Genomic DNA, 23,108 nt, shown 5'->3' with positions numbered 1-23,108 from the left:
GGGTCTCTTCACCAGAGGACGCCTCACCAGAGGGACGGGTCACCAGAGGACGGTGAGGTCCGACGCTCGCAGCGTGACGTCCGGTCCCCCGGAGAACGACACGTGCACGAGGTTCCCCTCCTCGTGCGCGCGCGCCTCAGAGCCGTCGCCGCGGTAGACGAGGACCATGCGGACGTCCTGGTCCGGCTCCGCGTCCGAGGCCCCGCGCGCCTTCTCGATCGCAGCGTCCACATCGAGGTCGAGCGCGTCCTCGTCGATGTAGACGCCGCTGTTGTCGCGCGCCTCGGACAGGATCCCCACGTCCGCCGTCCGCAGGTGGAGCTGACGGAACTCGTCGTCCGCGTCCAGACCTGCGACGCTGGTCGCATCCGGGGCGAGGGCGATCTGCTCGATGTCCATGAGTCCGGCCTCGTGCGCACGTTCGAGTGCGTCGGACACGGTCGTTCCGTCCATGGGTGCGACGGCGTCGAGCTCCTCCGCGATGGGCGGCGGCTCCCACGGACCGGTGATCGGCTCCGCTTCGGCACCGGTCGCCCCGTGCGAGCTTCCAGCCGCGGCGGACGAGTCCACCCCCTGGACTGCCACGGCGGCTGCGTACGCCAGACCCGCCGTCAGCAGTCCGACGACGGACAGTGCTGCGATCCGCAGCCCGCGCGAGCGAGTCCGTCCCGCCTCGGCGTCCGTGTGCACCGGCGGTTCGAAGGGCAGATCAGCGACCAGCGCATCCAGCTCTGCGAAGGTCGCGGCGGAGACCGCGCTGCCCAGTCGCTCCTCGTAGAGGGCATCCGTCAGACGCCCTTCCGCGGCCCCCTGTGCCAGAGCGTCGGTGTACGGCACCCGCTCTGCGCGTGACGGCCGGAGGTGCTTCCTGCGCCGTGGTTCCGCGCCCGCCTCCGAGGATCGGCGCGGCGCACTCATTCGCGCACCTCGACGACCCGTTCCCCGTCCGGGGTTCAGGACACCGTTCCGCCGCCGTCGCCGTAGTCTCCGAGGCCCAGCATCACCCGCACCACAGGCGAGCCGGGCTTCACCCCTGCGTACTCGATGCCGGAGCCGGGGGCGCCCATGTCGAGCGTGCTCGCAGTGTTCCCGTCTTTCCCGGTCGTCTCCGCATACACGTCCGGTGCCCGCACGACCATCGCCGCGATCTCCGCCGGATCGACCGCGGACGGATCGAAGCGCGCATCGGGCATACCGTCGCCGTACGTGCCCCCGGGCTCTGCCGACACGCGACCCGACTGGTCGACGGCGACGATGTCGTAGGTGGTGCCGGACGGGGTCGGGACATGGAGCTGAGCCGTGGTGCCGGAGATATGGATCCGCGACACCTCGTCGTACTCCGCAGCGAGGTCGAATGCGCGGAGGACGTCGTCGTAGGCGAACGCGGGCGTCGTGCTCGCCTGGTCCGCAGCCTCGTCACCCGCGCCTCCAGGTCCCTGATCGCCGGCCGGCTGGGCTTCGGCCGTGAACGGGCCCGCGATGAGCCCACCGGTGATCCCCACCAGCGCGGCTGCGGTCATGACCGGCAGGGCGGGCCGCAGAAAGGCCCGACCACGACGCCGGCCAGCACTGCCCAGTGCGCTCCTGCCCTGCGCGTCTCCGTCCTTGGCCTGCCCGCGTCGCCGCTCCACCGGGACGGGAAGGTCACCGCGCGGCAGGTCGGCGATGAGCTCCTCGAGCCGCGCCAGCGAGGTCGCGGAGACCGCCGCTTCGGTGCGCCGCGCGAACACCGCATCGTCCAGCCGTCCCTGGGCATACCCCTCGGACAGGAGGTCCCGATAGGCGTCCCGCTACCTGAAGGACGGACGCTCTGAGGGACGCGGTATCGACATGGTCCCATTGTCGCCCACAGCTCCAGTCGTTCGTCATGGTGGTCGCGCGTGCCGGAATCAAGCCCCTTCGCGGGGCGAGGCCGTCTATATACTCGGGAACGGCACGTGCTCATACACAGGAGAATTGTCAGACCCATGACGGAGTTCAACGACGCGGCCCCCACATTGTCGAACGGTGATATCGCGATCCTGCACACTCTGCAGCTGCAGAAGAAGCTGGATTCGGGTCGACAGCTCTCCCCCGACGAGTTCCAGCTGGTCCCCCGCCACATGCTGCGACCGATCCGGCCCTCCATCGACCCGGATTCGGAGTACATGGTGGCATCTGGTCCGTGCCGGATGCTCATCTGGGATGCTCCCGGCGACGGATCGTACAACGCCACCGGGGTCCCGATGCTCTTCACCGGCACGGCGAACAGCACCGGGATCGCCTACGGAGTGGGGGCGGCGGCGGGGAGCATGGCCATGAACCTCATGGGCGCGCGCAAGGCGAGGCAGGACTCCCAGCAGCGGTGGATGGACTACGTTCCGCAGGGTGCCGTCACTGTGAGCACCCACGGGTTCTACGTGGAATCACAAGAACTCGGGCTGCTGACATGGGGCTGGGGCGTCTTCGACTCCGTCGAATGGATCGCACCGTCCACGATCGAGCTGCTCATGCAGACGGAGGAGGGCACCGTACGGGTCCGGTTCCTGTCCGACTGGGCAGAGCTCGTCTTCATCTCGTGGGTGGAGGTCTGCCACAAGCAGCACCCCGGGAAGTACACCTGGTTCTCCCCGGACTGGATCGAGCGGGTCCGCACCCTCACCGGCATCGACCCGTTCACCGATCGTCCCGTCGACGAGGTCATGGACTGACCCGGTACGACGCCCCCTGGTGGTCGTCCGCAAGCCACGGTCCTGAGCCGAGGGTCCGGTCTCGCACCGTCTGACCCGCTTCTCCCTCCGTGAGGAGTCCGCGACGGCGCAGCTCCGGCGTGACGAAGCGGCCGAACCGCTCGAGGTCCGCCGGACGCACAGCTGCGGACACGTTGAAGCCGTCGATGTCGGTCTCCTGCATCCACCGCTCCAGTTCGTCGACGACGGTGGCGGGCGACCCGATGATGACCGGTCCGCGACCGCCGATCGCAACGAACTCTGCGAGGTCGCGCACCGTCCAGGTCGTCCCGTCGGACAGGGTGGTGAACGACGCGAGAGCGGACTGGTTCGCATCCGTCGCGACGTACTCCAGCGGCGCATCCGGTTCCGCACCGGCCAGGTCCACCCCCGTCCACCCGCCGAACAGGGCGAGCGCGGACTCCGTGTCGACGTGCCGTCGGTACTCGTCGAACCGCTGCTGCGCCTCCTCGTCCGTATCCGCGACGACGATCGTGGCGAGCGTGAAGATCTTCACCGCGTCCCGCGGGCGTCCGCGCTCCTCGAGGCCATCGCGGATCCCGTCGACCCAGCGCCGCACCAGCTTCGTGGTGCCGCCGGACAGGAAGATCGCCTCTGCATGGTCGAGCGCGAACTGCTGTCCCCTGCTCGACGATCCCGCCTGGAAGAGCAGCGGCGTCCGCTGGGGTCCCGGCGCGGTGAGCGCCTGACCGGGTACGGAGAAGAACGCGCCGGAATGCTCGATGTCGTGCACCTTTGCAGGATCGACGAAGACGTTCGCCTCAGCATCGGCGCGGACAGCGCCCGGCTCGATCGAGCCCTCGAACAGCTTGTACATGACCTCCATGTACTCATCCGCCCGGTCGTATCGCTCGTCGTGCGGGATCTGACCCTGCATCCCCAGGTTCCGCGCGGCGGAGTCCTGGTAGCTCGTCACGATGTTCCACGCGACGCGACCGTCCGTGAAGTGGTCGAGGGTGCTCAAGGTGCGGGCGAGCAGATAGGGCTGCTCGTACGTGACGGAGGCCGTGACGCCGAAGCCCAGGGTCTGGGTGACCGCCGCCATCGCGGGGATCGCGACGAGCGGATCGAGCAGGGGGAACTGCACCCCGCCCCGGTACGTCGCATCGGCGCCCCCGCCGTAGACGTCGTAGACACCGGGGATGTCCGCGAGGAAGAGCGAGGCGAAGCCCGCCTCCTCGAGCGTGCGCGCGACGTTTGTCCAGTAGGACAGACGGGTGAAGTCCGCGACCCCGGATTCGGGGTGCCGCCACAGGCCCGGCGACTGGTGCACCGGCACCATCATGTCGAAGGCGTTGAGCTGGATCGGCTTCTGCGTCATCAGTGGGAAGTCTCCTGAATCGGTCGGTGCGGGTCAGCGGCGGCGGGAGCGGCGACCTCGGTGGCGACCGAGTCCGCAGCCGGGTCCGCAGCCGGGTCCTCGGCCGAGTCCGCCGCTGCGGCCGGTCCCGGGTCTGTCCTCCGGGCCAGGGCCTCGGCGCGGGCGGGGTCATGTGCGGCGAGCGCGGCGATGCCCGACAGCACGCAGAGCAGCGTGAGGTACGCGCAGATCAGCCACGGCGTGCTGCCGCCGGCGACGAACAGCAGCGCCGCGACCATCGGCATGATCCCGCCGCCGATCACGGTGCCCAGCTGATAGCCCATGTTCACGCCGGAGTAGCGCACCTCGATGGGGAACTGCTCGGCGAACCACGCCGCCTGCGGTCCGTAGACGGCGTCATGCGCGAGGTTCATCCCCAGCACCACGATGATCGGCAGGAGGATCAGCGGACCGTTGTCCAGGAACGCGAAGAAGATCCAGCCGAACACGCCGATGCCGATGATGCCGCCCAGCGTCACCGTCCTGCGGCCCAACCGGTCGGACACCCAGCCCCAGAACGGCCCCGTGACCAGTCCGATCGCAGAGGCGATCATGACAGCGGTGATGCCGGCGGTGGAATCGCCCCGCTGATCGGCCAGGTACGTGAGCATGTAGACGGTGATGAGGTAGTACACACTGTTCTGCGCCAGGCGCAGGCCGATCGTCACCAGGAGCACGCGGGGGTGGCGTGTGACGACTTCCCACAGCGGCTGCTTGCGGACGTTGCCGGATTCCTTGTGCTCGAGGAACTCCGGTGCGTCGGAGACTCCCAGCCGGATCCACAGGCCGATGACCACGAGGAGTGCGGAGGCCACGAACGGGATGCGCCAGCCGAACTGGGCGAACTGCTCGTCCGTGAGGACTGACTGGACGACGAAGAAGGCGCTCGTCGCCAGCAGCATGCCGGCGGCGGATCCGATCTGCGTGAAGGAACCGAAGAGCCCTCGACTGCCCACCGGCGCGTGCTCGACGGAGAGCAGCGCGGAGCCTCCCCACTCCGCGCCCGCCGACAGCCCCTGGAAGATGCGCAGCACGACGAGTCCGACGGCCGCCCACCAGCCGATCGCCTCATAGGTGGGCATGAGCCCGATGAGGGTGGAGGCGATCCCCATCGTCACGAGCGACACGACCAGCAGCGCCTTGCGACCCACCCGGTCACCGAGGTGGCCGGCGATGATCCCGCCCAGCGGGCGGGCGAAGAACCCCACCGCGAGTGTGGCGAAGGAGGCCAGCAGGCTGCCCAGCTCGCTGTCCATCGGGAAGAACTGGACGTTGAAGACGAGCGCTGCGGCCGTGCCGTAGAGGTAGAAGTCGTACCACTCGATCGTGGTCCCGACGAAGGCGGACGCGAGGACCCGCTGCTTGCCGCGGAACGGTCCGCGGGCTGTGGACGGCTCCGCCGCCGAGGCTGCCGTCACCGTGCCCCTCATGCGTCGCGTCCCGCAGTGGTCGGCTTGGCGTCACCGATCGCGTTGAGCCCCGTTGGGAGGGTCCCGTTGATCCAGTAGTCGCCGATCGCCCGGGCGCGGAAGGAGATCGGATTGTGGGTCGCGACCGTCTGCGCGTTGCGCCAATGGCGGTCGAGCCCCTTGGCCGTCGACGTGGCGGAGGCGCCGACGGTGAGGAAGAGGTCCTGTGCCGCGCCCAGGGCGAGTTCGGGGACGGTGACCTGCGCGTGCTCGACGGCGATCTCCGATGCGTGGACGGCCTCGGGCACGGGTCCTGTGAAGTCGGCGCGGACTGCACCGGAGGCAGTCGCGGCCTCGATCCCGGCGTCGAGGACGCGGGCAGTCTGCAGGACGGTCGCCTCGGCAGCGTATGCCTTGGCCGCGATGCGGCCGGTGGCCTCCTGGATGAGCGGGTCCTCGCGGAACGGCAGACCCAGCCCGGTGTTGAAGGTGCGCTTGCGGGAGCTGATCGTCACGGCCGCGTCGCGGCGGGAGGCGCGCGCGATGCCGGCGAGCACTGCGAGGAGCACGAGCTGGAAGAACGCCGCCTCGTGGACGGCCTCGGCGGTGTCTGTGATGCGGTCGAAGACGGCGTCATCATCGACCGGCACAGCGTCGAAGGTCGTCGTGCCGGTGCCGGTGAGCTTCTGGCCGAAGCCGTCCCAGTCGTCGTCCACGCGCACTCCCGGGGCATCGGTCGCGACGACGGCGAAGCGGCGGCCGTCCCGTCCGTCCAACGAGGCGGACACACGGGTGTAGGCGCTGAAGATCGTGCCGGTCGAGTAGAACTTCTGGCCTGTGAGGCGCCATGATCCGGCCGCCCCGGTGAGGACCGTGCTGAGGCCGCCCAGAGGGTTTCCGCCCTTCTCCGTGGACGCGTTCCCCACTGTCGCACCGGCGAGCACGCGCGGGTACCACGCATCCTGGATGCGCTCGGACTGGAAGCGCAGCGCCTCGAGGAACCCGGTGTGCGAGCGGTAGAGGTGGGCGATGTTGGAGTCGGCCTCGGCGAGGTCGATGAGCAGGCGGGTGAAGGTCTCGATGGTCACTCCGGGACCGCCGTGCTCGACGGGGACGCGGAGCGCGCCGAATCCGGCCTCATCGAGGGCCTTCACCTCGTCGAACGGGAGGCGGCGGTCGAGTTCGCGGGCGAGCGCACCGTCGGCGATGCGGGCGAAGAGAGGCCGGAAGCGATCCGCGAGGGAGGCGTAGTCGGCGGGGAGCGTGCTCGGCGGCGCGGGTGCTGTGGTGGTCGACATCCGTGGTGGGCCTCCTGTGCGGCGGGCCGTGCTCCGTCGCCTCGTGTGATCGTCGGGCGCGGTGATCAGGTGATCGTGTGCGCTGTCGAGAGCGAACGTAGTTCTGCGCACCGCGCCACTGTGTCTCGCACGTCACACGACTTCACGGGGTGTCACACAAGGACGCAGGGGGACGGATCGGAGAAGAAGGAGTCCGGTCCTCCTCGAGGTGGTGCGCGGGGCGGGCGCACGTCGATCAGGCCCGACGAGGCTCACGTCGACGACCGTGCTCTGTGCAGTCCTGTCAGTACGTCCCGTCAGAACGCTCCGAAGAGGAAGCCCAGCCCCGCGATGAGTGCCACGCCGATGATCGGCGTGCCGATGGTGATGACGCCCAGGTCCTTGTAGGACTCGCGATGCGTGAGTCCGGTGACCAGCAGCAGCGTGATGACCGCACCGTTGTGCGGGAGCGAATCGAAGCTGGTCGACGCGGTGGCGATCGCGCGGTGGAGGATGGCGGGATCGATGCCCTGATCCGCGGCCATCTGGGCGAACTGCTCTCCGAAGGTCTCGAGCGTGATCGCGAGGCCGCCCGACGCCGACCCCGTCACACCGGAGATCACGGCGGTGGACGCACTCGACGTGAAGACCGCGTTCCCGCCCATGCCGAACAGCCCATCGCGGATGATCGTGAAGGCTGCGAGGGATGTGATCACGGCGCCGTAGCCGACCTCGGTCGCGGTGTTGAAGACCGGCAGGACGGAGTTCTTCGCGCCTTCTGACAGCTCTTCCACGAGAGCGCGCGCCTTCGACGGCTTCAGGGCGAACACGGACAGGATCGCGACGAGCATCGCCGCGGTCACCGACCACACACCGATGACGTCACCCACCTCCACGTTCCCGTAGAGGTCCTCGCCGAGGTAGTCCGTGTCCCATGACGGGATGACGAAGAACGTGAAGACCGCATTGGCGCCGATCACCGCAGCCAGCGGGAAGAGGCCCGCGAGGAACTCGAGCAGCGTCGTCCGCCTCACCTCCACCGCGGTCGCCGCACCGCCCGCGTCCGGTGACGACCGCACCGTGTCCTCACCGGACTCGCCGGACTCGCCGGCGGCGTACGGCACCATGCTCCTGCGCTCCATCACGGTGAGATCGGCGAAGCTCTCACCGGCGGCGCGGATGCGCTTCTCCCGCCACCGCAGGTAGAGCATGCTGAGGCCGAACATCACCGTCCCGGTGATCAGCCCGAGCAGCGGTGCGGAGAAGGTCGTCGTGCCCAGATAGCTCGTGGGAAGCGTGTTGTGGATCTGCGGCGAACCCGGCAGCGTGCCGAGGGCGAACGTGAGGAAGCCCGCGGCGATCGCCGCGGGGATCAGGCGCTTGGGGATATCAGCCTGCTGGAAGAGCGACTTCGCGATCGGGAAGACGGTGAAGACGACCACCCACGCGTTGATCCCGCCGTAGGTGAACAGCGCACTGAGGAGCGCGGTGATGAAGATCGCGTAGCGCGCTCCGACGACGCGCGCGACCCAGCTCGCGATGCTCTCCGCGAATCCGCTGATGGTCATCAGCTTCCCGAAGATCGCTCCGGTCAGGAACATCGGGAAGTAGCTGATGATGAAGCCGCCGAGCGCGGGCATGAAGATCTGCGTGTACCCCGCCAGGAGGGGCACTCCGGCGAAGAGCATCGAGACCGCCGCAGCGACGGGAGCGACTGCGATCACCGAATGGCCCCGATAGGCCAACCCGATCAGCAGCGCCAATGACACGAAGATTCCGATGAGTCCCCACGACATGCGCACACCTCTTCCGGGCCTCCGTGCGCGCACCCGCGCCAGAAGCCCCCTCGTCCGTTCACTTGGTCGGACTTCCGACTAATCCGGAGAGAACGCTAGCGGTGCGCGCCGTGGAGTCGTCCACCGGTCCGCGATGTGATCTCACCCGAGAAGACGGCGATGAGCGCCTGCGTCGTGCCACCGACAGGGGTCGCGGACACGGCCGGCCGAGCGCCTCGGCCCGTGGTGAACACGAGCTCGCACGAGCCGAGCAGTGCGATATGCGGACACATCCGCACGGAGAACGTGACAGAGTGCACAATCGAAGAGTTGTGCAGCATCCACGATGAGGAGGAAGTCATGAGCAACGATCAGGACGGCCTGGGCGGGCCCGACCCCCAGGACCAGCTGAATGACCTGCGGATGTCCGAGAAGGCAGTGCCCCTGCTGAACCACGTGAAGCGGTTCATCCGGGAGACCGTCGACCCGATGCATGAGGAGTGGCTCGCGCTCGGCGAGGGCCACGCCGACCGCTGGAGCTATGCTCCCGGGCAGCTCGAGCTCCTGCAGACGGCCAAGGACAAGGCCAAGGAGGAGGGCCTGTGGAACTTCTTCCTGCCCGACTCGGAGACCGGCGAGGGCCTGTCGAACCTCGACTACGCCTTCATCGCGATCGAGCTCGGCAAGAGCCCCCTGGCCTCGCAGGTGATGAACTGCTCGGCTCCGGACACCGGCAACATGGAGGTCCTCGAGCGGGTCGGGACGCCTGAGCAGAAGAAGCAGTGGCTGCAGCCGCTGCTCGACGGCGAGATCCGCTCGGCCTACGCCATGACCGAACCGGACGTCGCCACGTCCGACGCCAAGAACGTGCAGACGTCGGGAGTGCTGGAGAACGGCGAGTGGGTGATCAACGGGGAGAAGCACTACATCTCCGGCGCCGGGGATCCTCGGTGCAAGATCATGATCATGATGGTCAAGACCAACGACGACGGCGAGCGGGGTCGCAACCACTCGCAGATCCTGGTGCCGATGGACACCCCCGGGGTGGAGATCGTCGGCCCGATGCACGTCTTCGGCGACGACCACGCCCCTGCGGGCCACATGCACATCCGACTCACCGACGTGCGCGTCCCGGAGTCGAACATGCTCCTCGGTGAGGGCCGCGGATTCGAGATCTCGCAGCTGCGTCTGGGACCGGGGCGAATCCACCACTGCATGCGCACCATCGGCAAGGCAGAAGTCGCTCTGGACTACCTGGTCAAGCGCGGCAATTCGCGCACGGCGTTCGGACAGCCCCTGTCCAAGCTGGGCGGCAACCTCGAGAAGATCTCCCGGGCCCGGATCGAGATCGAGTCGATGCAGCTGCTGGTGCTCAAGGCGGCCAAGGCCATGGACGTGCTGGGCAACAAGGAGGCCCGAGTCTGGGTGTCGATGGCGAAGGCCGTGGTCCCGGAGAAGGCCTGCCTGATCATCGACCAGGCCATCCAGATCCATGGTGCGTACGGGGTGTCGCAGTTCACGCCGCTGCCCGACCTGTACGCGGACGTCCGGCACCTGCGTTTCGCGGACGGCCCGGACGAGGTCCATCACATGGTGGTCGGCCGCCACGAGCTGTCGCAGCACTGATCGGTGCACCCTCCGCGCCCTGAGCACTGAGAGCGCGCTGGCGGCGGGTCCCCTCCCGTCACCCGCGCACTCTGCTCACCCGCGCGCTCTGCTCAGGGGCGGCGTCAGCGCAGGGGCGGCGTCAGCTGCGGCCGACGTCCAGAGGCAGCGAGTCATCGGCGGCCCATTCGGTCATCGACCCGTCGTAGACCGCCACATCGTCGCGGCCCAGCTGTGCCAGGTGGAACGCGACGTAGGTCGCGGCGATCCCTCCGCCGCAGTACGTGATGACCTCGCGCTCGTCTTCGAGGGCTCCGACCCGTGTGAGCGCCGTCCGGGCATCCTCGATGGTTCCGGCGCGATCACCGGACTTCAGGTCGCGCCAGAAGACGTTGGCTGAACCGGGGATGTGCCCCGGTCGGGCATAGGTCCGCTTCGTGCCGTCGAAGATGTCCGGGTCCAGCGCATTGATCAGCCGCACGTCGTCGTCCTCGAGCGCCGCCAGAACCGTCGTCTGATCGGCGAGCAGCTCGGGCCGGCGCTCCGCGGTGAAGGTGGACGCGGGCTTCTCCTCTGTGCCGGCGACGACGGGCAGACCGGCGTCCTGCCACGCGGCGAACCCGCCGTCGAGGATCGAGACCGCGTCGAAGCCTTCCAGCCGCAGGTTCCACCACAGCCGGGTCGCCCACATGTCCTCGCCCTGGTCGTAGACGACGACGTGGGCTCCGTCCCCGATGCCGAGCGCCCCGGCCTTCTGGGCGAAGACGTCGCTCGGCAGCACCGTGAAGCGACGCCCGGAGTCCTGATCGGCGAACTCGAGCAGCAGGTCGGCGAAGATCGCCCCCGGGATGTGCGCCTGCTCGTAGACGGCCCGCCCGCTCTCCGCCGCGCGCGCTCCGTCGCCCTGGGGCCGGTTCAGGAAGGTGGTCGCATCGACGATCGTGAGCTGCGGATCCCCTGAATGCTCGGCGAGCCAGTCGGTGTCGACGAGTGCTGGGATGCTGGACATGGTTCTCCTTGCGTCGCGGTCGTGGTCGATGGCTCGTCGGGAGGAGGCGGTGTCGCTACCGCGGCATGTCGACGAAGCGCGACTTCGCGCCCTGGAACGCGACGGGGATGTCGCCCGTCGGACCGTTCCTGTGCTTCGCGACGATGATATCCGCCTCACCCGCGCGCGGGTGCTCCTTGTCGTACATGTCCTCGCGGTGGATGAGCAGCACCATATCCGCGTCCTGCTCGATCGAACCGGACTCACGCAGGTCGGAGATCATCGGCCGCTTGTCCGTCCGCTGCTCCGATGAACGGTTCAGCTGCGACAGCGCGATGACCGGCACCTGGATCTCCTTCGCCAGCAGTTTGAGCGAACGGGAGAACTCCGAGACCTCCTGCTGGCGCGATTCCACGCGCTTTCCCGACGACATGAGCTGCAGGTAGTCGATGACCACCATGCCGAGGTTGTGCTGCTGCTTGAGGCGACGGCACTTCGCGCGGATCTCCGGCAGCGCCATATTGGGAGAATCATCGAGGAACAGCGGCGACTCGTGGATCCGCCCCATCGTCGTCGCGACCGATGTCCAGTCGCTGGAGTCCAGTTCTCCGCGCCGCAGATTCTGCAGCGGAATCGCCGTCTCCGCACTCAGCAGGCGGAGCCCCAGCTCATCGGCCGACATCTCGAGGGAGAAGAACACGGTGGCCCGCGAATTCTGGATGGCCGCCGAACGGACGAAGTCCAGTGCCAGCGTCGACTTGCCGACACCGGGACGCGCTGCGATGACGACCATCTGCCCCTCATGCAGGCCATTCGTCAGCAGGTCGAACTCCTCGAAGCCCGTCGGCACGCCCACGGGACCGTCCACGTTGTCACTGAGCTTCTCGATGTTATCGACCACACGGTCGATGACGACGCCCAGCTGCTGGTAGTCCTCCGTCGTCCGACGCTCGGTGACCTGGTAGATCTCCGCCTGCGCATTGTTGACGAGCTCTTCCGCATCGCCCTCCGCGTCGAAGCCCATCTGCACGATCCTGGTGCCCGCTTCGACGAGCTTCCGCAGCAGTGCGGCCTCGCTGACGATCCGCGCGTAGTAGCCCGCATTGGCGGCGGTCGGCACGGACGCGATGAGGGTGTGGAGGTAGGCCGCTCCACCGATCCGCGCGAGGTCGCCGGACTTCGTGAGTGAGGCTGCCACCGTCACAGCGTCGGCAGGCTCGCCCTTCGCATAGAGGTCGAGGATGATCTCATGGATCGTCTCGTGCGCCGGCTTGTAGAAGTCTTCGGGTCGCAGCACCTCGATGACGTCCGCGATCGCGTCCTTCGACAGCAGCATGCCGCCCAGTACGCTCTGCTCCGCTTCGACGTCCTGCGGCGGCGTGCGCATACCCCCGTCAGACCGCTGCCACTCACCCGAATCGCTCACCCACACGCCTTTCCACACTCACACGACGGACATCGCCGTCCAGAACCGCTGTCCACCCCCGCGCGCACCGCACAGAACTGTGTGAGAACACGTCCCAGCACCGGGTGCGGGGCACTCCAGGCTATCGCGTCACGGCCCTCTGACCGCACCAGTCAGACGGATCGGATGACCGACCAGCGGACACCGTCACCAGACCATGACGAAGATGCAGAACGGGTGGCCCGCCGGATCAGCGTAGACACAGATCGGTTCGTCCGGATGGTCGGATGCGTCACGGATGAGCGACGCACCCAGAGTCAGTGCCCGACCGTGGCACTCCTCCAGCTCTGCGCTCGTCGCCACCGTGAAGTCGAGGTGCAGCTGCTGCGGCACCCGCGGAGACGGCCAGGTCGATCGCGGGACGTCCTGGACGTACTGGAACGCCAGCATCCGCCCATCGGCAGCGCGGATGATCTGCCACTCATCCGCCTGGGCGTCGTCCGGCCCGTTCCCGGGTGCGGGCTCCCACCCCAGCAGCCGCCGGTAGAAGTCCGCGAGCCCGTGGACGTCCGTCGTATCGAGCACCGTGGTGCGCAGTCGTGGGTACGTAGCCTCAGTCATGCGCACCAGTATGGGCCGAGGGACGGACACGGGGAAGGTCGACTGGGGCTCGACCAGCGGACCCGCATCACTCCCAGGTCGCGGACTCCGGGTCGATGCCCTGACAGCGAGCATTCTCATCGATGATCGCGGTGAGCCATGCCGCGAGGCCGTCGGCACGCGCGTCGTAGTGCTCCTGGAACCGTGGATCCTGCACATACATGCGTGCGATGCGCACCTGCTTCTGGTGAGACACTGTGAACCACCGCCCGATCTGGGCACGGTGGCGTTCGGCGAGCACGTTCGCCTGGTCCGTTCCCGGCCGGACACCACCTGTCATCGCTGCAGCGAGATCCCCCTCCAGCTGCTCGAGCTCATCCTTCACCCGCGTGAAGTCATCCGCGCTCATGCGGGCCCTGACCTTCTCGGCCTGGTCCCACTCCGCGGTGTCGCCCCAGTTCTCCTGAGCCTCGTCCTGCCATGCGGGGTTCCAGTCGTCGCCCAGGATCTCCGCCTGCTGCTGGGCCGTCAATCTGCTGTCGCTCATATGAGCCTCCTTCATCTGATCCACTGCGGCGACCATGTGCCGCAGGCGGTCGATGCGTTCGGAGAGCAGGGCGCGCTGGACATCCAGCTGCTCGACGACGTCCGCGTCGGGATCGTCCAGCAGGGTCCGCACCTCCGACAGCGACAGGCCCAGCTCCCGGTACATGAGCACCTGCTGGATCCTGGCGATGTCGGATGCTGAGTAGACCCGATAGTCCGACCACGTCCGCTCCGCCGGGGTCACCAGTCCGATCGCATCCCAGTGATGCAGGGTGCGCACACTGATGCCCACTGCCTCGGCGGTCCGGCCGACCGTCAGTCCGTCATCGCCCACGGCCATGTCCACGTCCATATCTCCATTCTCGACCACGGACTCAACGGTGGGGCCTCACGCTGCGTGAGGGTCAACCTCGCCCGCGCGAACCGGCTCTGTCGCGCTGAACGCGGAGACGATTTCGTTCAGGGCCCTTGTCACGCGACCATTCAGCGGCCTACCGTCATGTCACCTGGCTTAATGCTCATTCAGCCGCGGTTGGATCACCAGGCGCATCGCCAGGCGGAGCACACCGCACACGACCGGAGGAGCGCACGTGACATACACGTACCGCGGTGACGACCGCGACGTCGCCGGTGACGGTCCGGGAGGCGCCGCGCGGATCCGCGACGCCGCGATCGACCTCTACGGACGACACGGGTTCGACCACGTGACGCTCAAGGACATCGCCGTCGCGGCGGGCGTCTCCGCGCCGCTGGTCATCCACCACTACGGATCCACCGCGGGGCTGCGGACGGCATGCGATCACCACATCGCCGACCAGGTCAATCGCATGAAGACCGACACCGTCCACCGCGGTCATCTGCCGCGCAGCTACGTGGCGGAGCTGATGCAGACGCAGAAGCATCTGCTCCTCTACCTCTTCCGCGCATTCGCGGTGGGCGGTGAGCAGACGGACCACCTGTTCGACCAGCTCGTCGAGGACTCTCTCGTCTACACCGCGGAGGGCGAGGAGCTGGGCCTCGTGCACCCCTCGTCGGACCCGCGCCGCCGAGCGGTCATCATGATGCTCCAATCGTTCGGTGCGCTGCTCCTGCACCGCCAGATGAAGCGGCACCTGGGCGTCGACCCCATCGACGGCCCGCCCGAGGACCTGGGCCCGTACATGGCGGGCGTCCTCGAGCTGTACACGCAGCCCGTCCTCAACGCTGACGTCTATCGCAACCTCATGGACATCGACGACGACACTCAGACCGGAGACCAGCCGTGACACCCTCACATCCCCTCATCACCGCTGAAGGGCTCGTGAAGTCCTTCGGATCCGTCCGTGCGCTCGACGACCTCGACCTCACGATCGCCCACGGCGAGGTCCACGGATTCCTCGGCCCCAACGGCGCGGGCAAGTCCACGACGATCCGCATCCTTCTGGGACTCCTGCGGGCCGATCGCGGCACCGTCCGCATGTTCGGCCGCGATCCGTGGAAGGACGCCGTCGAGCTGCACCGACGCCTCGCCTACGTCCCCGGCGACGTGGAGATCTGGCCGCACCTCACCGGCGGCGAGGTCATCGACATGTTCCTGCGCCTGCGCGGAAGCTACGACGCCCGCCGGCGCAATGCACTCATCGAGCGCTTCGACCTGGACCCGCGGAAGAAGACGCGGACGTACTCGAAGGGCAATCGGCAGAAGGTCGCGCTCATCGCCGCGCTGGCCGCGGACGTCGACCTGCTGCTCCTCGACGAGCCCACCGCGGGTCTCGATCCCCTCATGGAGGCGGTGTTCCAGGACGTCATCCGGGAGAAGCGCGCCGATGGCGTCTCAGTGCTCCTCTCCAGCCACATCCTGTCTCAGGTCGAAGCGCTGTCGGACCGCGTCTCGATCATCCGTGCCGGCCGCATCGTCGAATCAGGCTCTCTTGCGGAGCTGCGCCACGTCACACGGACGACCATCGAGGTCGAGACCGCCCAGCCGGTCGACGACCTGGGCGGCATGGAGGGCGTGCACGGACTCCGCACTGAAGCCGGCCGGACGGTCTTCGACGTCGACGGCGACCGCGTCCCCCAGATCATGACCGCACTCGCCCCGCGGGACGTGCGCTCCCTCGTCGCGCATCCCCCCACGCTCGAGCAGCTGCTCATGCGCCACTACGGAACCTCCGCGACCGATGGTCCAGGCGCAGACGCCCCCGCCCCGCCCGCCGACGCGAAGCACTGAGGAGACCGGAGATGTCCACCCTCACGCACGCACCCGAACACCCTCCTCACGACACGCGCAGCGCACCCCGCACACGCAGCGGTTCGCGTCCGCTCACAGGCACCCTCGCACTCGCGCGCCTCAGTGTGCGGGTCGACCGCATCCGCGCACTCGTCTGGGTCCTGGGTGCGGGCGCGATGGGCTTCTACTTCGCCCACGCGATCCAGATCATCGCCGAGGACGACACGGCGCTGGCGAGCCTCGCGGGGCTCTACGCGGATCCGGTCGGGCGCATGATGGTGGGTCCCGGCTTCGGCATGGACGACCCCACGCACGAACGCTTCTTCGCCGCCGGATACGCGGTCTTCATCTACATCCTCATCGCGCTCATGAGCATCTTCACCGTCGTCCGGCACACTCGCGCGGACGAGCAGGCCGGGCGCGCGGAACTCGTCCGCGCCAACGTCGTGGGTCGCCATGCGACCCTCACCGCCACGCTGCTCGTCACCGCGGGGCTCGTCGTCACCGCCTCCGCACTCGTCCTCGTCGGCGCGCTGACCGCCGGCTACGCGTGGGAGGGCTCGCTCCTCGTGGCGACGACCGCGGCCGCCGTCGGGCTCTTCTTCACGGGTGCCACGGCGACGATGGCGCAGCTGGGCGAGTCGTCCCGCAGCGCCACTGCGCTGAGCGGCGGCCTCCTGGGTCTCGCCTACGTCATCCGGATGGCCGGCGATGCGCCGGAGGTCGGAGGCACCGCCCTCTCGTGGGCCTCGCCCCTGGGATGGGCTCAGCAGACCGCGCCCTACGTCGACGACCGCTGGTGGCCGCTGCTGCCGCTCGCCGGCGGCGCCGTCGTGCTCGCCGGGCTGGGGTACTGGCTGTCCACCCGGCGCGATGTGGGCGCCGGACTGCTGCCGGCCAGGCTGGGCCGGGCGGAGGGCCGACCGTCGCTCGGCACTCCCCTGGGCCTCGCACTGCGGTCGCTGCTGGGCACGCTGCGCGGCTGGACCATCGCCCTGGTGCTCACGTCGCTCATGTTCGGTTCGTACGCGCAGACGATGCTCGACTCGGCAGACGCCCTCCCGCCCGAGCTCGCGGGGGTCTTCGTCGGCGAGGACATCATGCTGGGATACCTCGCATACATCGCGCTCTTCATGGCCGTCTTCGTGACCGCTGCAGGAGTGGGAAGCCTGCAGCAGGTGAGGGGCGAGGAGACGAGCGGTCGCGCCGAGTACGGGCTGTCGGCCCCCCTCTCCCGCACCGCGTGGCTGGGCGCGCATCTCACGGTCACGATCGCCGGAGTGCTCCTGATCCTCGTCGCCGTCGGCGCGGCGATGGGAGCGGGCGCCGCTCTGTCGCTCGAGGAGGGCGGCGCCTCCCGGTTCGGCGAGCTGCTGGCCGCAGGAGTGCTCAAAGCTCCTGCCGTGCTGAGCATCGTGGGCATCGTCACCGCGCTGCTCGGCTGGCTGCCGCGGCTCGCCGTGCCCGTCGGCTGGCTGCTCGTGGCGTTCTCCGCCATCATCGGCACCTTCGGCTCGCTGCTCGAACTGCCGGATGTCGTGTTCGACCTGGACCCGTTCGGTCACCTCGCGGACTACCCCGTCGAGGCGATCGCCTGGGAGCCGGTCATCTGGCTCACGGCGATCGGCGCAGCGGGGATCGCCATCGGGCTGCTGGGCTGGCGCCGCCGGGAGGTGGGCCGCATCTGACGACGCCGAGGCCCCGGCCCGATCCCAGCGGAACGCCGGGAACCGGTCGGGGCCTCGACAGCGCAGTGCGGCGAGGTCAGTGCCGCAGTACCGTCACGGTCACTGAGCCGACTGGTCGTCCGTGGTGAGGACGAGCTTGCCCGAGGTCCGGTTCGTCTCGCCCGCTTCGTGCGCACGAGAGGCCTGTGTGAAGGGGAAGGTCTCTGCGATGGTCGCCCGCAGCTTCCCGTCCTCGACCAGCTGCGCGATCTCCTGCATGCCGCCGTGGTCGGCCTCGACCAGGATGAGGGCGGCGCGCACTCCGAGACCCGCAGCCTTCTCCTGCAGGCCGTCCGCGCCGACGGGCACCGTCGAGACCATGATGCCGCCGGACCGCAGGGTCTCCAGGGAGCGCAGCTGGTTGTCGCCGCCGATCGTGTCGAGCACGACGTCCATGTCCCGTGCGGCCTCGACGAAGTCGGTCTCGCGGTAGTCGATGACCTCATCGGCGCCCAGACCGCGGACGAAGTCGTGCTTGGGCGCGCTCGCCGTGCCGATCACGTAGGCACCGCGCGCCTTGGCGATCTGCACGGCGACGTGGCCCACCCCGCCCGCCGCGGCGTGGATGAGGACGCGGTCGCCGGCTGCGACCTGCGCGGTGTCGACCAGCGACTGCCACGCCGTGAGCGCGACCAGCGGGATCGCACCGGCCTGCACGTGGTCGATCGAGGCGGGCTTCGGGACGAACGCCCTCGTGCGGCCGACGACGTACTCCGCATGGGACCCGGCGCCGTACGGGTAGGGGAGCATGCCGAAGACCTCGTCACCCGGCGCGAACAGCGTGACGCCGAGCCCGACCTGCTCGACCACTCCGGACACGTCCCAGCCCAGGGTGTAGGGCGGATCGCCCAGGAATCTGCGGCCGGAGCGGTGCTTCCAGTCCGTCGGGTTCACGCCCGCGGCCTCGACCTTCACGAGGATCTCGCTGATACCGGGAGCAGGGCGCGGGACCTCGACCTCATGCAGGACCTCGGGCCCGCCGTGCTCCTCCTGACGGATGGCCTTCATCATCGGCTGATCGTGCGTCGTGTCATCGGATGGTGTCATGGCTGTCTGCCCCTCCTTCGTGGTCCGGATACCCATGGCATCGCGGTGTCGCGTCCACCCCATTGTGGCCGACCTCCACCGTTCACGCAGACTCCGCGAGCGTCACCCTCCTCACGGTGGGCCTGGTCAGGAGGAGCCCGGCCCGCAGCACCAGGATCCCCACCACCACGGTGGACAGCATGATGAGGAACGTCGCCGGTGACATGACCAGCGCGAATCCGGCCAACGGGAGCACGAGCAGCAGCCCGAGCCCCGCGGACAGCACGGAGACCCAGACGACCGGCATCATCGTGGTCCGCACCGTGAGGCTCGCGACCGTCCCCTCATCCATCCCCGCCGCGTGGAGCTCGCGGTACGTGGGTGCGCGGTCGTACACCTGCGCAGTGAGGTTCACAGCGGCCGACACCGTGATGAACAGGAGAGCGATGACGAGGGTGAGGAGGATGCCGGTGCGCATGTCCCCCGCGAGGAGTGCTTCGGGCCCGGCGGCGCCGTCCGCCTGGTCATCGATCTGCACGAGCATCGACACCCCGGTGCCGGCGACCACCGCGATGAACGAGGTCATCGCGAGCCCGGATACCTGTCGCCAGTACTGCTTCGGAGCGTCGGACACGAGCCTGGCGGCGATGAGCCTGTCCGCGGTCCTCGCCCGCTGCGCGCTGAGGTGTGCGACGAGGCGGACGAAGAGGACGCCCAGCACGTCGATGACCAGGAGCGCGATCATGAAGCTGAGGAGCAGGCCCGCGACCAGGATCGCGACGCCGCTGGCGTTCAGGGTGATCTGCAGGAGCACGTAGAGGACCACCAGGCCGATCGCCCCGACGATGATCCGTGCCCACGGGAAGTGAGACTCGAGCGAGCGGGTGCGCACGCCCAGCGGGGACACGGCGAGCTTCCGCAGGCCCATGACGCTCGCCACCGCACTCACCATGACCAGGAGGCCGACGGCTGTGAGCACGGCCCACCAGGGCAGGAGCATGTTCGCGTATCCCAGGCCTCTGCCCTGGAACGGGATGAGACTCACCGGTGCCAGGAGCGCGAAGTACCCTCCGATCCCCACCACGGAGCCCGCTGCCGCGACGATCACCGGACTGGAGACCGCAAGAGCGGTGATCGTGCGCGACGACGCTCCCAGGAGCGACAGACCGGAGAGGCGGTCGGTCTCACTGCGGGCGGCGAGATTGGCCGCTGCCTGACCCAGCGTCACCGCGGGAACGACGAGCAGCGCCGTCGCGATCCCGGCGAGGATCTTGTACATCACGAGCACTCCCGAACCGTCGGGGGTCGTGTCCCAGTGGAGGAATGCCCACAGTCCTCCCGCCACGGTGAGGAAGAGCGCGGAGCACGCCGCGAAGGCGATCGCCATGAGGATGCCCTGCGCGGACAGGACGGTCCGCGGGCGCACGAACAGGGGCAGAAGGCGGACTGCAGCCCTCACCGGGCACCTCGCGCAGTGTCCGCGACGACCAGGCCGTCGGACAGCCGAACGGTGCGGGCGCAGGTCGCAGCGACCGTCTCGTCGTGCGTCACCATGACGAGGGTGCGGCCACGATCCACGGTGGTCTCGAGGAGGAGGCCGAGCACCACGGCAGACGTGTGGGAATCGAGGGCGCCGGTGGGCTCGTCGGCGAAGACGACCTCGGGTTCGGTGATCTGGGCCCGCGCGACGGCGACCCTCTGCGCCTGGCCGCCGGACAGCTGGCCGATCCGCTTGTGGGCGTGCTCCGCGAGGCCCAGGCCGGCCAGCCAGCTCCGAGCGGCGGCAGTGGCCCGCGCACGGGAGGCTCCGGCGAGCATCGCCGCGACTGCGACGTTCTCCTCTGCGGTGAGCTCCGGCAGGAGCAGTCCCTGCTGGAAGACGAACCCGAACCGCTCACGGCGCAGGCGGGTGCGCTGATCGGGCGTGAGGGAGGTGACGTCGACGTGTCCAGGGGTGTTCGGCTGCAGGTGGACGGCACCGGAATCAGGCAGCACCATGCCGGCGAGGACGTGCAGCAGCGTCGATTTGCCGGAGCCGGACGGCCCCATGATCGCGAGCGACTGTCCGCGGGGAACGTCGAGGTCGACCCCGGCGAGCGCACGCGTGGGTCCGTACTCCTTGACGAGGGCGCGGGCGGCGAGCGCGGCCTCGGCAGCGGGAGCAGGAGCCTGCAGCGGAGCCGGAACCGGAGCGGGCGGCTGGGCGTGGGACTGTGCGTGGGACTGTGCGTGGGGCGGGGCTGGGCGCGGGCCCGGGTGGGGAGCAGGGGATTCCGACATGGCTCCATCATGCAGTGCCGCCGACCGGCGGTCACGGGAGCGACCCCGCTCATCGGGTGGGGGAATCCGGATCACGAGCACCCGGTGCGGTCGCCGCGCGGGTGCAGTGAGCCGTGCTCGGCAGCGGTGTCCTCCGTGGGTGGAGTGCGCCCATCACCTGTGTCCGCTCCGCTCACGCGAGCCGACACCTCTGCGACGTCACCCGCCGAACGCGGCGAGGATCCCCGGAACGGACAGGACGGCGACGTAGTACCCCATGAACAGCACCCCGGCGTGGAGCTTGACCGTGCGGATGAGCATTCCGCCCACCAGCCCCACCGCCGTGACGACCAGGAGGCCCAGGAGGCCGCCCTCCCACAGGCTGACGACCACGACGAGACCCACGAACGCGGCGATGATCGCCTCGTGGCTCACCTTCGTGACGACGAACGTCGCGGCCGAGTGCGCATACCGCATGGCGAACGGGTAGGCGATGGCCGTCGCGCAGACAGCGCCCAGGAGCGCGAAGATGAAGAAGTCCAGAGTGGTCAGGTGCGTGGCGATGTTGTTGACCACGCCCTCGTCCGGATTCGTCTCGAACACCGGGGGCGCATTGAACAGCGGTGCGGCGGGGCCGGCGGCCACGGGGCTGAGCGGCAGACCGAACGCGATGAGCGGGATGAGCGTCTCTGCGATGTAGGTCGACTCCGTCGTCCCGTTCTTCGCGGTGATGACGCTCGTCAGTCGCTGGTACCCCTGCTTGATGCGGGCGCCCACGATCTCACCCATGAGCACCGTGACCGCGACCGGAGAGAAGACGAAGGTCGCGCTCGACACGACCGAGGTCGCCGCCGTGGCCGTGACCTGCGTCCGGTCGAGCACTCTGAACGGGTTGGGGAACGTGCGGCCGGCGTGCTTCCGGCGGCCGACGGCGTCCGCGTCCTCGCCGTCCCCGGGCCGGACGTCCGGGGCGAGGAACACCTGCGACGGCTTCGACCGGCGCATCTCGCTGCGGTTCTGCGGCACGAGCACCGTCACCAGGTCGACGATCATCGGGCCGATCGCGATGCCCAGGAAGTAGCTGATCGACAGCGATACCTCGAAGCTGCCGGTCCACGCCTGCAGACCCAGGATGAACGCGACGAAGGGGACCAGCGCGACCACACCGCCCAGCTTCGCCCGCGACGAGTACGCGATGCCCGCCGCCGCGATGAGGAAGATCCAGGGCGCGAACGCCGTGATGAGGTCGCCGAAGGGCGACAGGATCCACGCGAACAGCACCGCACAGGGGATCGCGATGAAGGCGGAGACGACAGCACCCGAGATCGCCTTGCGCAGGGCCAGGTGCGGAAGCCCCAGAGCACGCATCTTCGCCGCGTCCTCGAGGATGGGCACCGCCAGCGTGTCCCCGGGTATGCCCAGCAGCATCGTCGGCACGGCGTGGGTCATGTGCTTGGAGATCGCCGCTGCCATGAAGAAGGTGAACACACCTGCGGGCGGAACGCCGATGAGGATGACGACCAGTGTCAGCGGGGCGATCGTCGCGGTCTCGTCCGTGCCGGACACCACGCCGATGAGGGTGAAGACGATCGCGCCGATCAGCCCCATGAGGACCGCGATCGGCAGATCCTGGAGCAGCATCTCCATCAGAGATCGCCTCCCGTCCGACCGCGCTGAGCGGCGGCTGCCTCTGCAGCGCGGAACTCGTCCGTGAGCCCGGCCGCATCCAACTCGCCGCGCGACAGTGCGGAGGCGTCCTCGAGCGTGCCGAGGCCGCGGCTGCCCTCGCCCAGCTCGTCGATCGCCGCCGCGATGCTTCCGGAGGCGTGCGCGTCACCGCTGATGACGCGCGCGGGCGAGAAGAGCCTCGCCGTGATCACTCCGGCCACGACACAGCCCACGATCCCCAGGATGAGCGCCCACACGTCGACCAGGTGGTCGGCGACCCCGATCGCATCGACGATCCAGCCGCCGCCGTACAGGCCGATGAGTCCGCAGACCACACCCACGAGCACTCCTACCAGGAGGCGACGACCGCGGACGGTGTCTCCCCAGACGAACAGGTACTCTCCCTGCTCCTCACCAGTCGGGACAGAGTCCCCCTCCGATGCGCGCGACATTGCGAACCCCTCCATCTGTGCGTGCGTGTAGACCTGAGTGCGTGCGGACCTGTGCGTGTCCCTGTGTCCGTGG

General features: G+C 68.8%; 19 protein-coding genes and 1 pseudogene. 5 read left to right on the top strand and 15 right to left on the bottom strand.

Going from position 1 to position 23,108, the window contains the following annotated elements:
* Positions 1 to 39: 39 nt before the first annotated feature.
* Both BJEO58_RS15075 and BJEO58_RS07965 read right to left on the bottom strand, forming a co-directional pair.
* Positions 40 to 918: a DUF1707 SHOCT-like domain-containing protein gene (locus BJEO58_RS15075; RefSeq protein ID WP_219617090.1), complete on the bottom strand. Its 879-nt coding sequence runs from the start codon at positions 916 to 918 to the stop codon at positions 40 to 42.
* 35 nt (positions 919 to 953) lie between these two features.
* Positions 954 to 1,778 (bottom strand): annotated as a pseudogene (locus BJEO58_RS07965) (DUF1707 SHOCT-like domain-containing protein); the annotation flags it as partial.
* Positions 1,779 to 1,967: 189 nt separating this feature from the next.
* On the opposite strand from BJEO58_RS07965, the gene BJEO58_RS07960 reads away from it, so the two are divergent.
* On the top strand, positions 1,968 to 2,690 hold the full coding sequence (locus BJEO58_RS07960; protein ID WP_101588934.1) for a hypothetical protein: 723 nt from the start codon (positions 1,968 to 1,970) through the stop codon (positions 2,688 to 2,690).
* On the opposite strand, the gene BJEO58_RS07955 is transcribed toward BJEO58_RS07960, so the two are convergent.
* The 4 genes from BJEO58_RS07955 to BJEO58_RS07940 form a co-directional block, all read right to left on the bottom strand.
* Positions 2,680 to 4,050, bottom strand: coding sequence for an LLM class flavin-dependent oxidoreductase (locus tag BJEO58_RS07955; RefSeq protein WP_101588933.1), 1,371 nt, complete (start codon positions 4,048 to 4,050; stop codon positions 2,680 to 2,682). The two genes, BJEO58_RS07960 and BJEO58_RS07955, sit on opposite strands and share 11 nt — an antisense overlap.
* Positions 4,050 to 5,507 carry an MFS transporter gene (locus BJEO58_RS07950; RefSeq protein WP_246075879.1) on the bottom strand — a complete coding sequence of 486 codons (1,458 nt, stop codon included), beginning with the start codon at positions 5,505 to 5,507 and terminating at the stop codon, positions 4,050 to 4,052. The genes BJEO58_RS07955 and BJEO58_RS07950 overlap by 1 nt, the downstream gene beginning before the upstream one ends.
* A gap of 8 nt (positions 5,508 to 5,515) precedes the next feature.
* Positions 5,516 to 6,796, bottom strand: coding sequence for an acyl-CoA dehydrogenase family protein (locus tag BJEO58_RS07945; RefSeq protein WP_101588931.1), 1,281 nt, complete (start codon positions 6,794 to 6,796; stop codon positions 5,516 to 5,518).
* 296 nt (positions 6,797 to 7,092) lie between these two features.
* Positions 7,093 to 8,571 carry a GntP family permease gene (locus BJEO58_RS07940; protein WP_101588930.1) on the bottom strand — a complete coding sequence of 493 codons (1,479 nt, stop codon included), beginning with the start codon at positions 8,569 to 8,571 and terminating at the stop codon, positions 7,093 to 7,095.
* Between the two features lie 339 nt (positions 8,572 to 8,910).
* Between BJEO58_RS07940 and BJEO58_RS07930 the strand changes: the two genes are divergently transcribed.
* On the top strand, positions 8,911 to 10,176 hold the full coding sequence (locus BJEO58_RS07930) for an acyl-CoA dehydrogenase family protein (protein ID WP_101588928.1): 1,266 nt from the start codon (positions 8,911 to 8,913) through the stop codon (positions 10,174 to 10,176).
* A gap of 121 nt (positions 10,177 to 10,297) precedes the next feature.
* On the opposite strand, the gene BJEO58_RS07925 is transcribed toward BJEO58_RS07930, so the two are convergent.
* From BJEO58_RS07925 to BJEO58_RS07910, 4 genes are all read right to left on the bottom strand, one after another.
* Entirely contained in the window at positions 10,298 to 11,164 is an 867-nt protein-coding gene (locus BJEO58_RS07925) for a sulfurtransferase (protein WP_101588927.1), read from the bottom strand.
* A 55-nt stretch (positions 11,165 to 11,219) separates the two neighbouring features.
* On the bottom strand, positions 11,220 to 12,530 hold the full coding sequence (gene dnaB / locus BJEO58_RS07920) for a replicative DNA helicase (protein ID WP_101588926.1): 1,311 nt from the start codon (positions 12,528 to 12,530) through the stop codon (positions 11,220 to 11,222).
* Between the two features lie 225 nt (positions 12,531 to 12,755).
* Complete coding sequence (locus BJEO58_RS07915; protein ID WP_101588925.1) at positions 12,756 to 13,169, bottom strand: VOC family protein; 414 nt, start codon at positions 13,167 to 13,169, stop codon at positions 12,756 to 12,758.
* A gap of 67 nt (positions 13,170 to 13,236) precedes the next feature.
* Positions 13,237 to 14,046, bottom strand: a complete 810-nt coding sequence (locus BJEO58_RS07910) for a MerR family transcriptional regulator (RefSeq protein WP_101588924.1) — start codon at positions 14,044 to 14,046, stop codon at positions 13,237 to 13,239.
* 238 nt (positions 14,047 to 14,284) lie between these two features.
* On the opposite strand from BJEO58_RS07910, the gene BJEO58_RS07905 reads away from it, so the two are divergent.
* The 3 genes from BJEO58_RS07905 to BJEO58_RS07895 are packed head-to-tail and all read left to right on the top strand — an operon-like array spanning position 14,285 to position 17,591.
* Positions 14,285 to 14,959 carry a TetR/AcrR family transcriptional regulator gene (locus tag BJEO58_RS07905; RefSeq protein ID WP_180951873.1) on the top strand — a complete coding sequence of 225 codons (675 nt, stop codon included), beginning with the start codon at positions 14,285 to 14,287 and terminating at the stop codon, positions 14,957 to 14,959.
* On the top strand, positions 14,956 to 15,903 hold the full coding sequence (locus BJEO58_RS07900; RefSeq protein ID WP_101588922.1) for an ABC transporter ATP-binding protein: 948 nt from the start codon (positions 14,956 to 14,958) through the stop codon (positions 15,901 to 15,903). Before BJEO58_RS07905 ends, BJEO58_RS07900 begins: the two co-directional genes overlap by 4 nt.
* A gap of 11 nt (positions 15,904 to 15,914) precedes the next feature.
* The gene (locus tag BJEO58_RS07895; RefSeq protein WP_101588921.1) at positions 15,915 to 17,591 is read left to right on the top strand and encodes an ABC transporter permease; all 1,677 of its coding nucleotides are present in this window, start codon (positions 15,915 to 15,917) and stop codon (positions 17,589 to 17,591) included.
* Positions 17,592 to 17,690: 99 nt separating this feature from the next.
* On the opposite strand, the gene BJEO58_RS07890 is transcribed toward BJEO58_RS07895, so the two are convergent.
* The 5 genes from BJEO58_RS07890 to BJEO58_RS07870 form a co-directional block, all read right to left on the bottom strand.
* Entirely contained in the window at positions 17,691 to 18,677 is a 987-nt protein-coding gene (locus tag BJEO58_RS07890; RefSeq protein ID WP_101588920.1) for an NADP-dependent oxidoreductase, read from the bottom strand.
* Between the two features lie 82 nt (positions 18,678 to 18,759).
* The gene (locus tag BJEO58_RS07885; protein ID WP_101588919.1) at positions 18,760 to 20,115 is read right to left on the bottom strand and encodes an ABC transporter permease family protein; all 1,356 of its coding nucleotides are present in this window, start codon (positions 20,113 to 20,115) and stop codon (positions 18,760 to 18,762) included.
* A complete protein-coding gene (locus BJEO58_RS07880; protein ID WP_101588918.1) occupies positions 20,112 to 20,936 on the bottom strand; it encodes an ABC transporter ATP-binding protein in 825 nt (274 codons plus the stop codon). Before BJEO58_RS07880 ends, BJEO58_RS07885 begins: the two co-directional genes overlap by 4 nt.
* Before the next feature lie 198 nt (positions 20,937 to 21,134).
* Positions 21,135 to 22,562, bottom strand: a complete 1,428-nt coding sequence (locus BJEO58_RS07875) for a tripartite tricarboxylate transporter permease (RefSeq protein WP_101588917.1) — start codon at positions 22,560 to 22,562, stop codon at positions 21,135 to 21,137.
* Positions 22,562 to 23,050 carry a hypothetical protein gene (locus BJEO58_RS07870; protein ID WP_144573772.1) on the bottom strand — a complete coding sequence of 163 codons (489 nt, stop codon included), beginning with the start codon at positions 23,048 to 23,050 and terminating at the stop codon, positions 22,562 to 22,564. Before BJEO58_RS07870 ends, BJEO58_RS07875 begins: the two co-directional genes overlap by 1 nt.
* Positions 23,051 to 23,108 lie beyond the last annotated feature (58 nt).

This window comes from Brevibacterium jeotgali, assembly GCF_900169175.1.
Lineage (GTDB): Bacteria > Actinomycetota > Actinomycetes > Actinomycetales > Brevibacteriaceae > Brevibacterium > Brevibacterium jeotgali.
The sequence above is the reverse complement of the archived record's forward strand: the minus strand, read 5'-3'. Positions and strand labels throughout refer to the sequence as shown.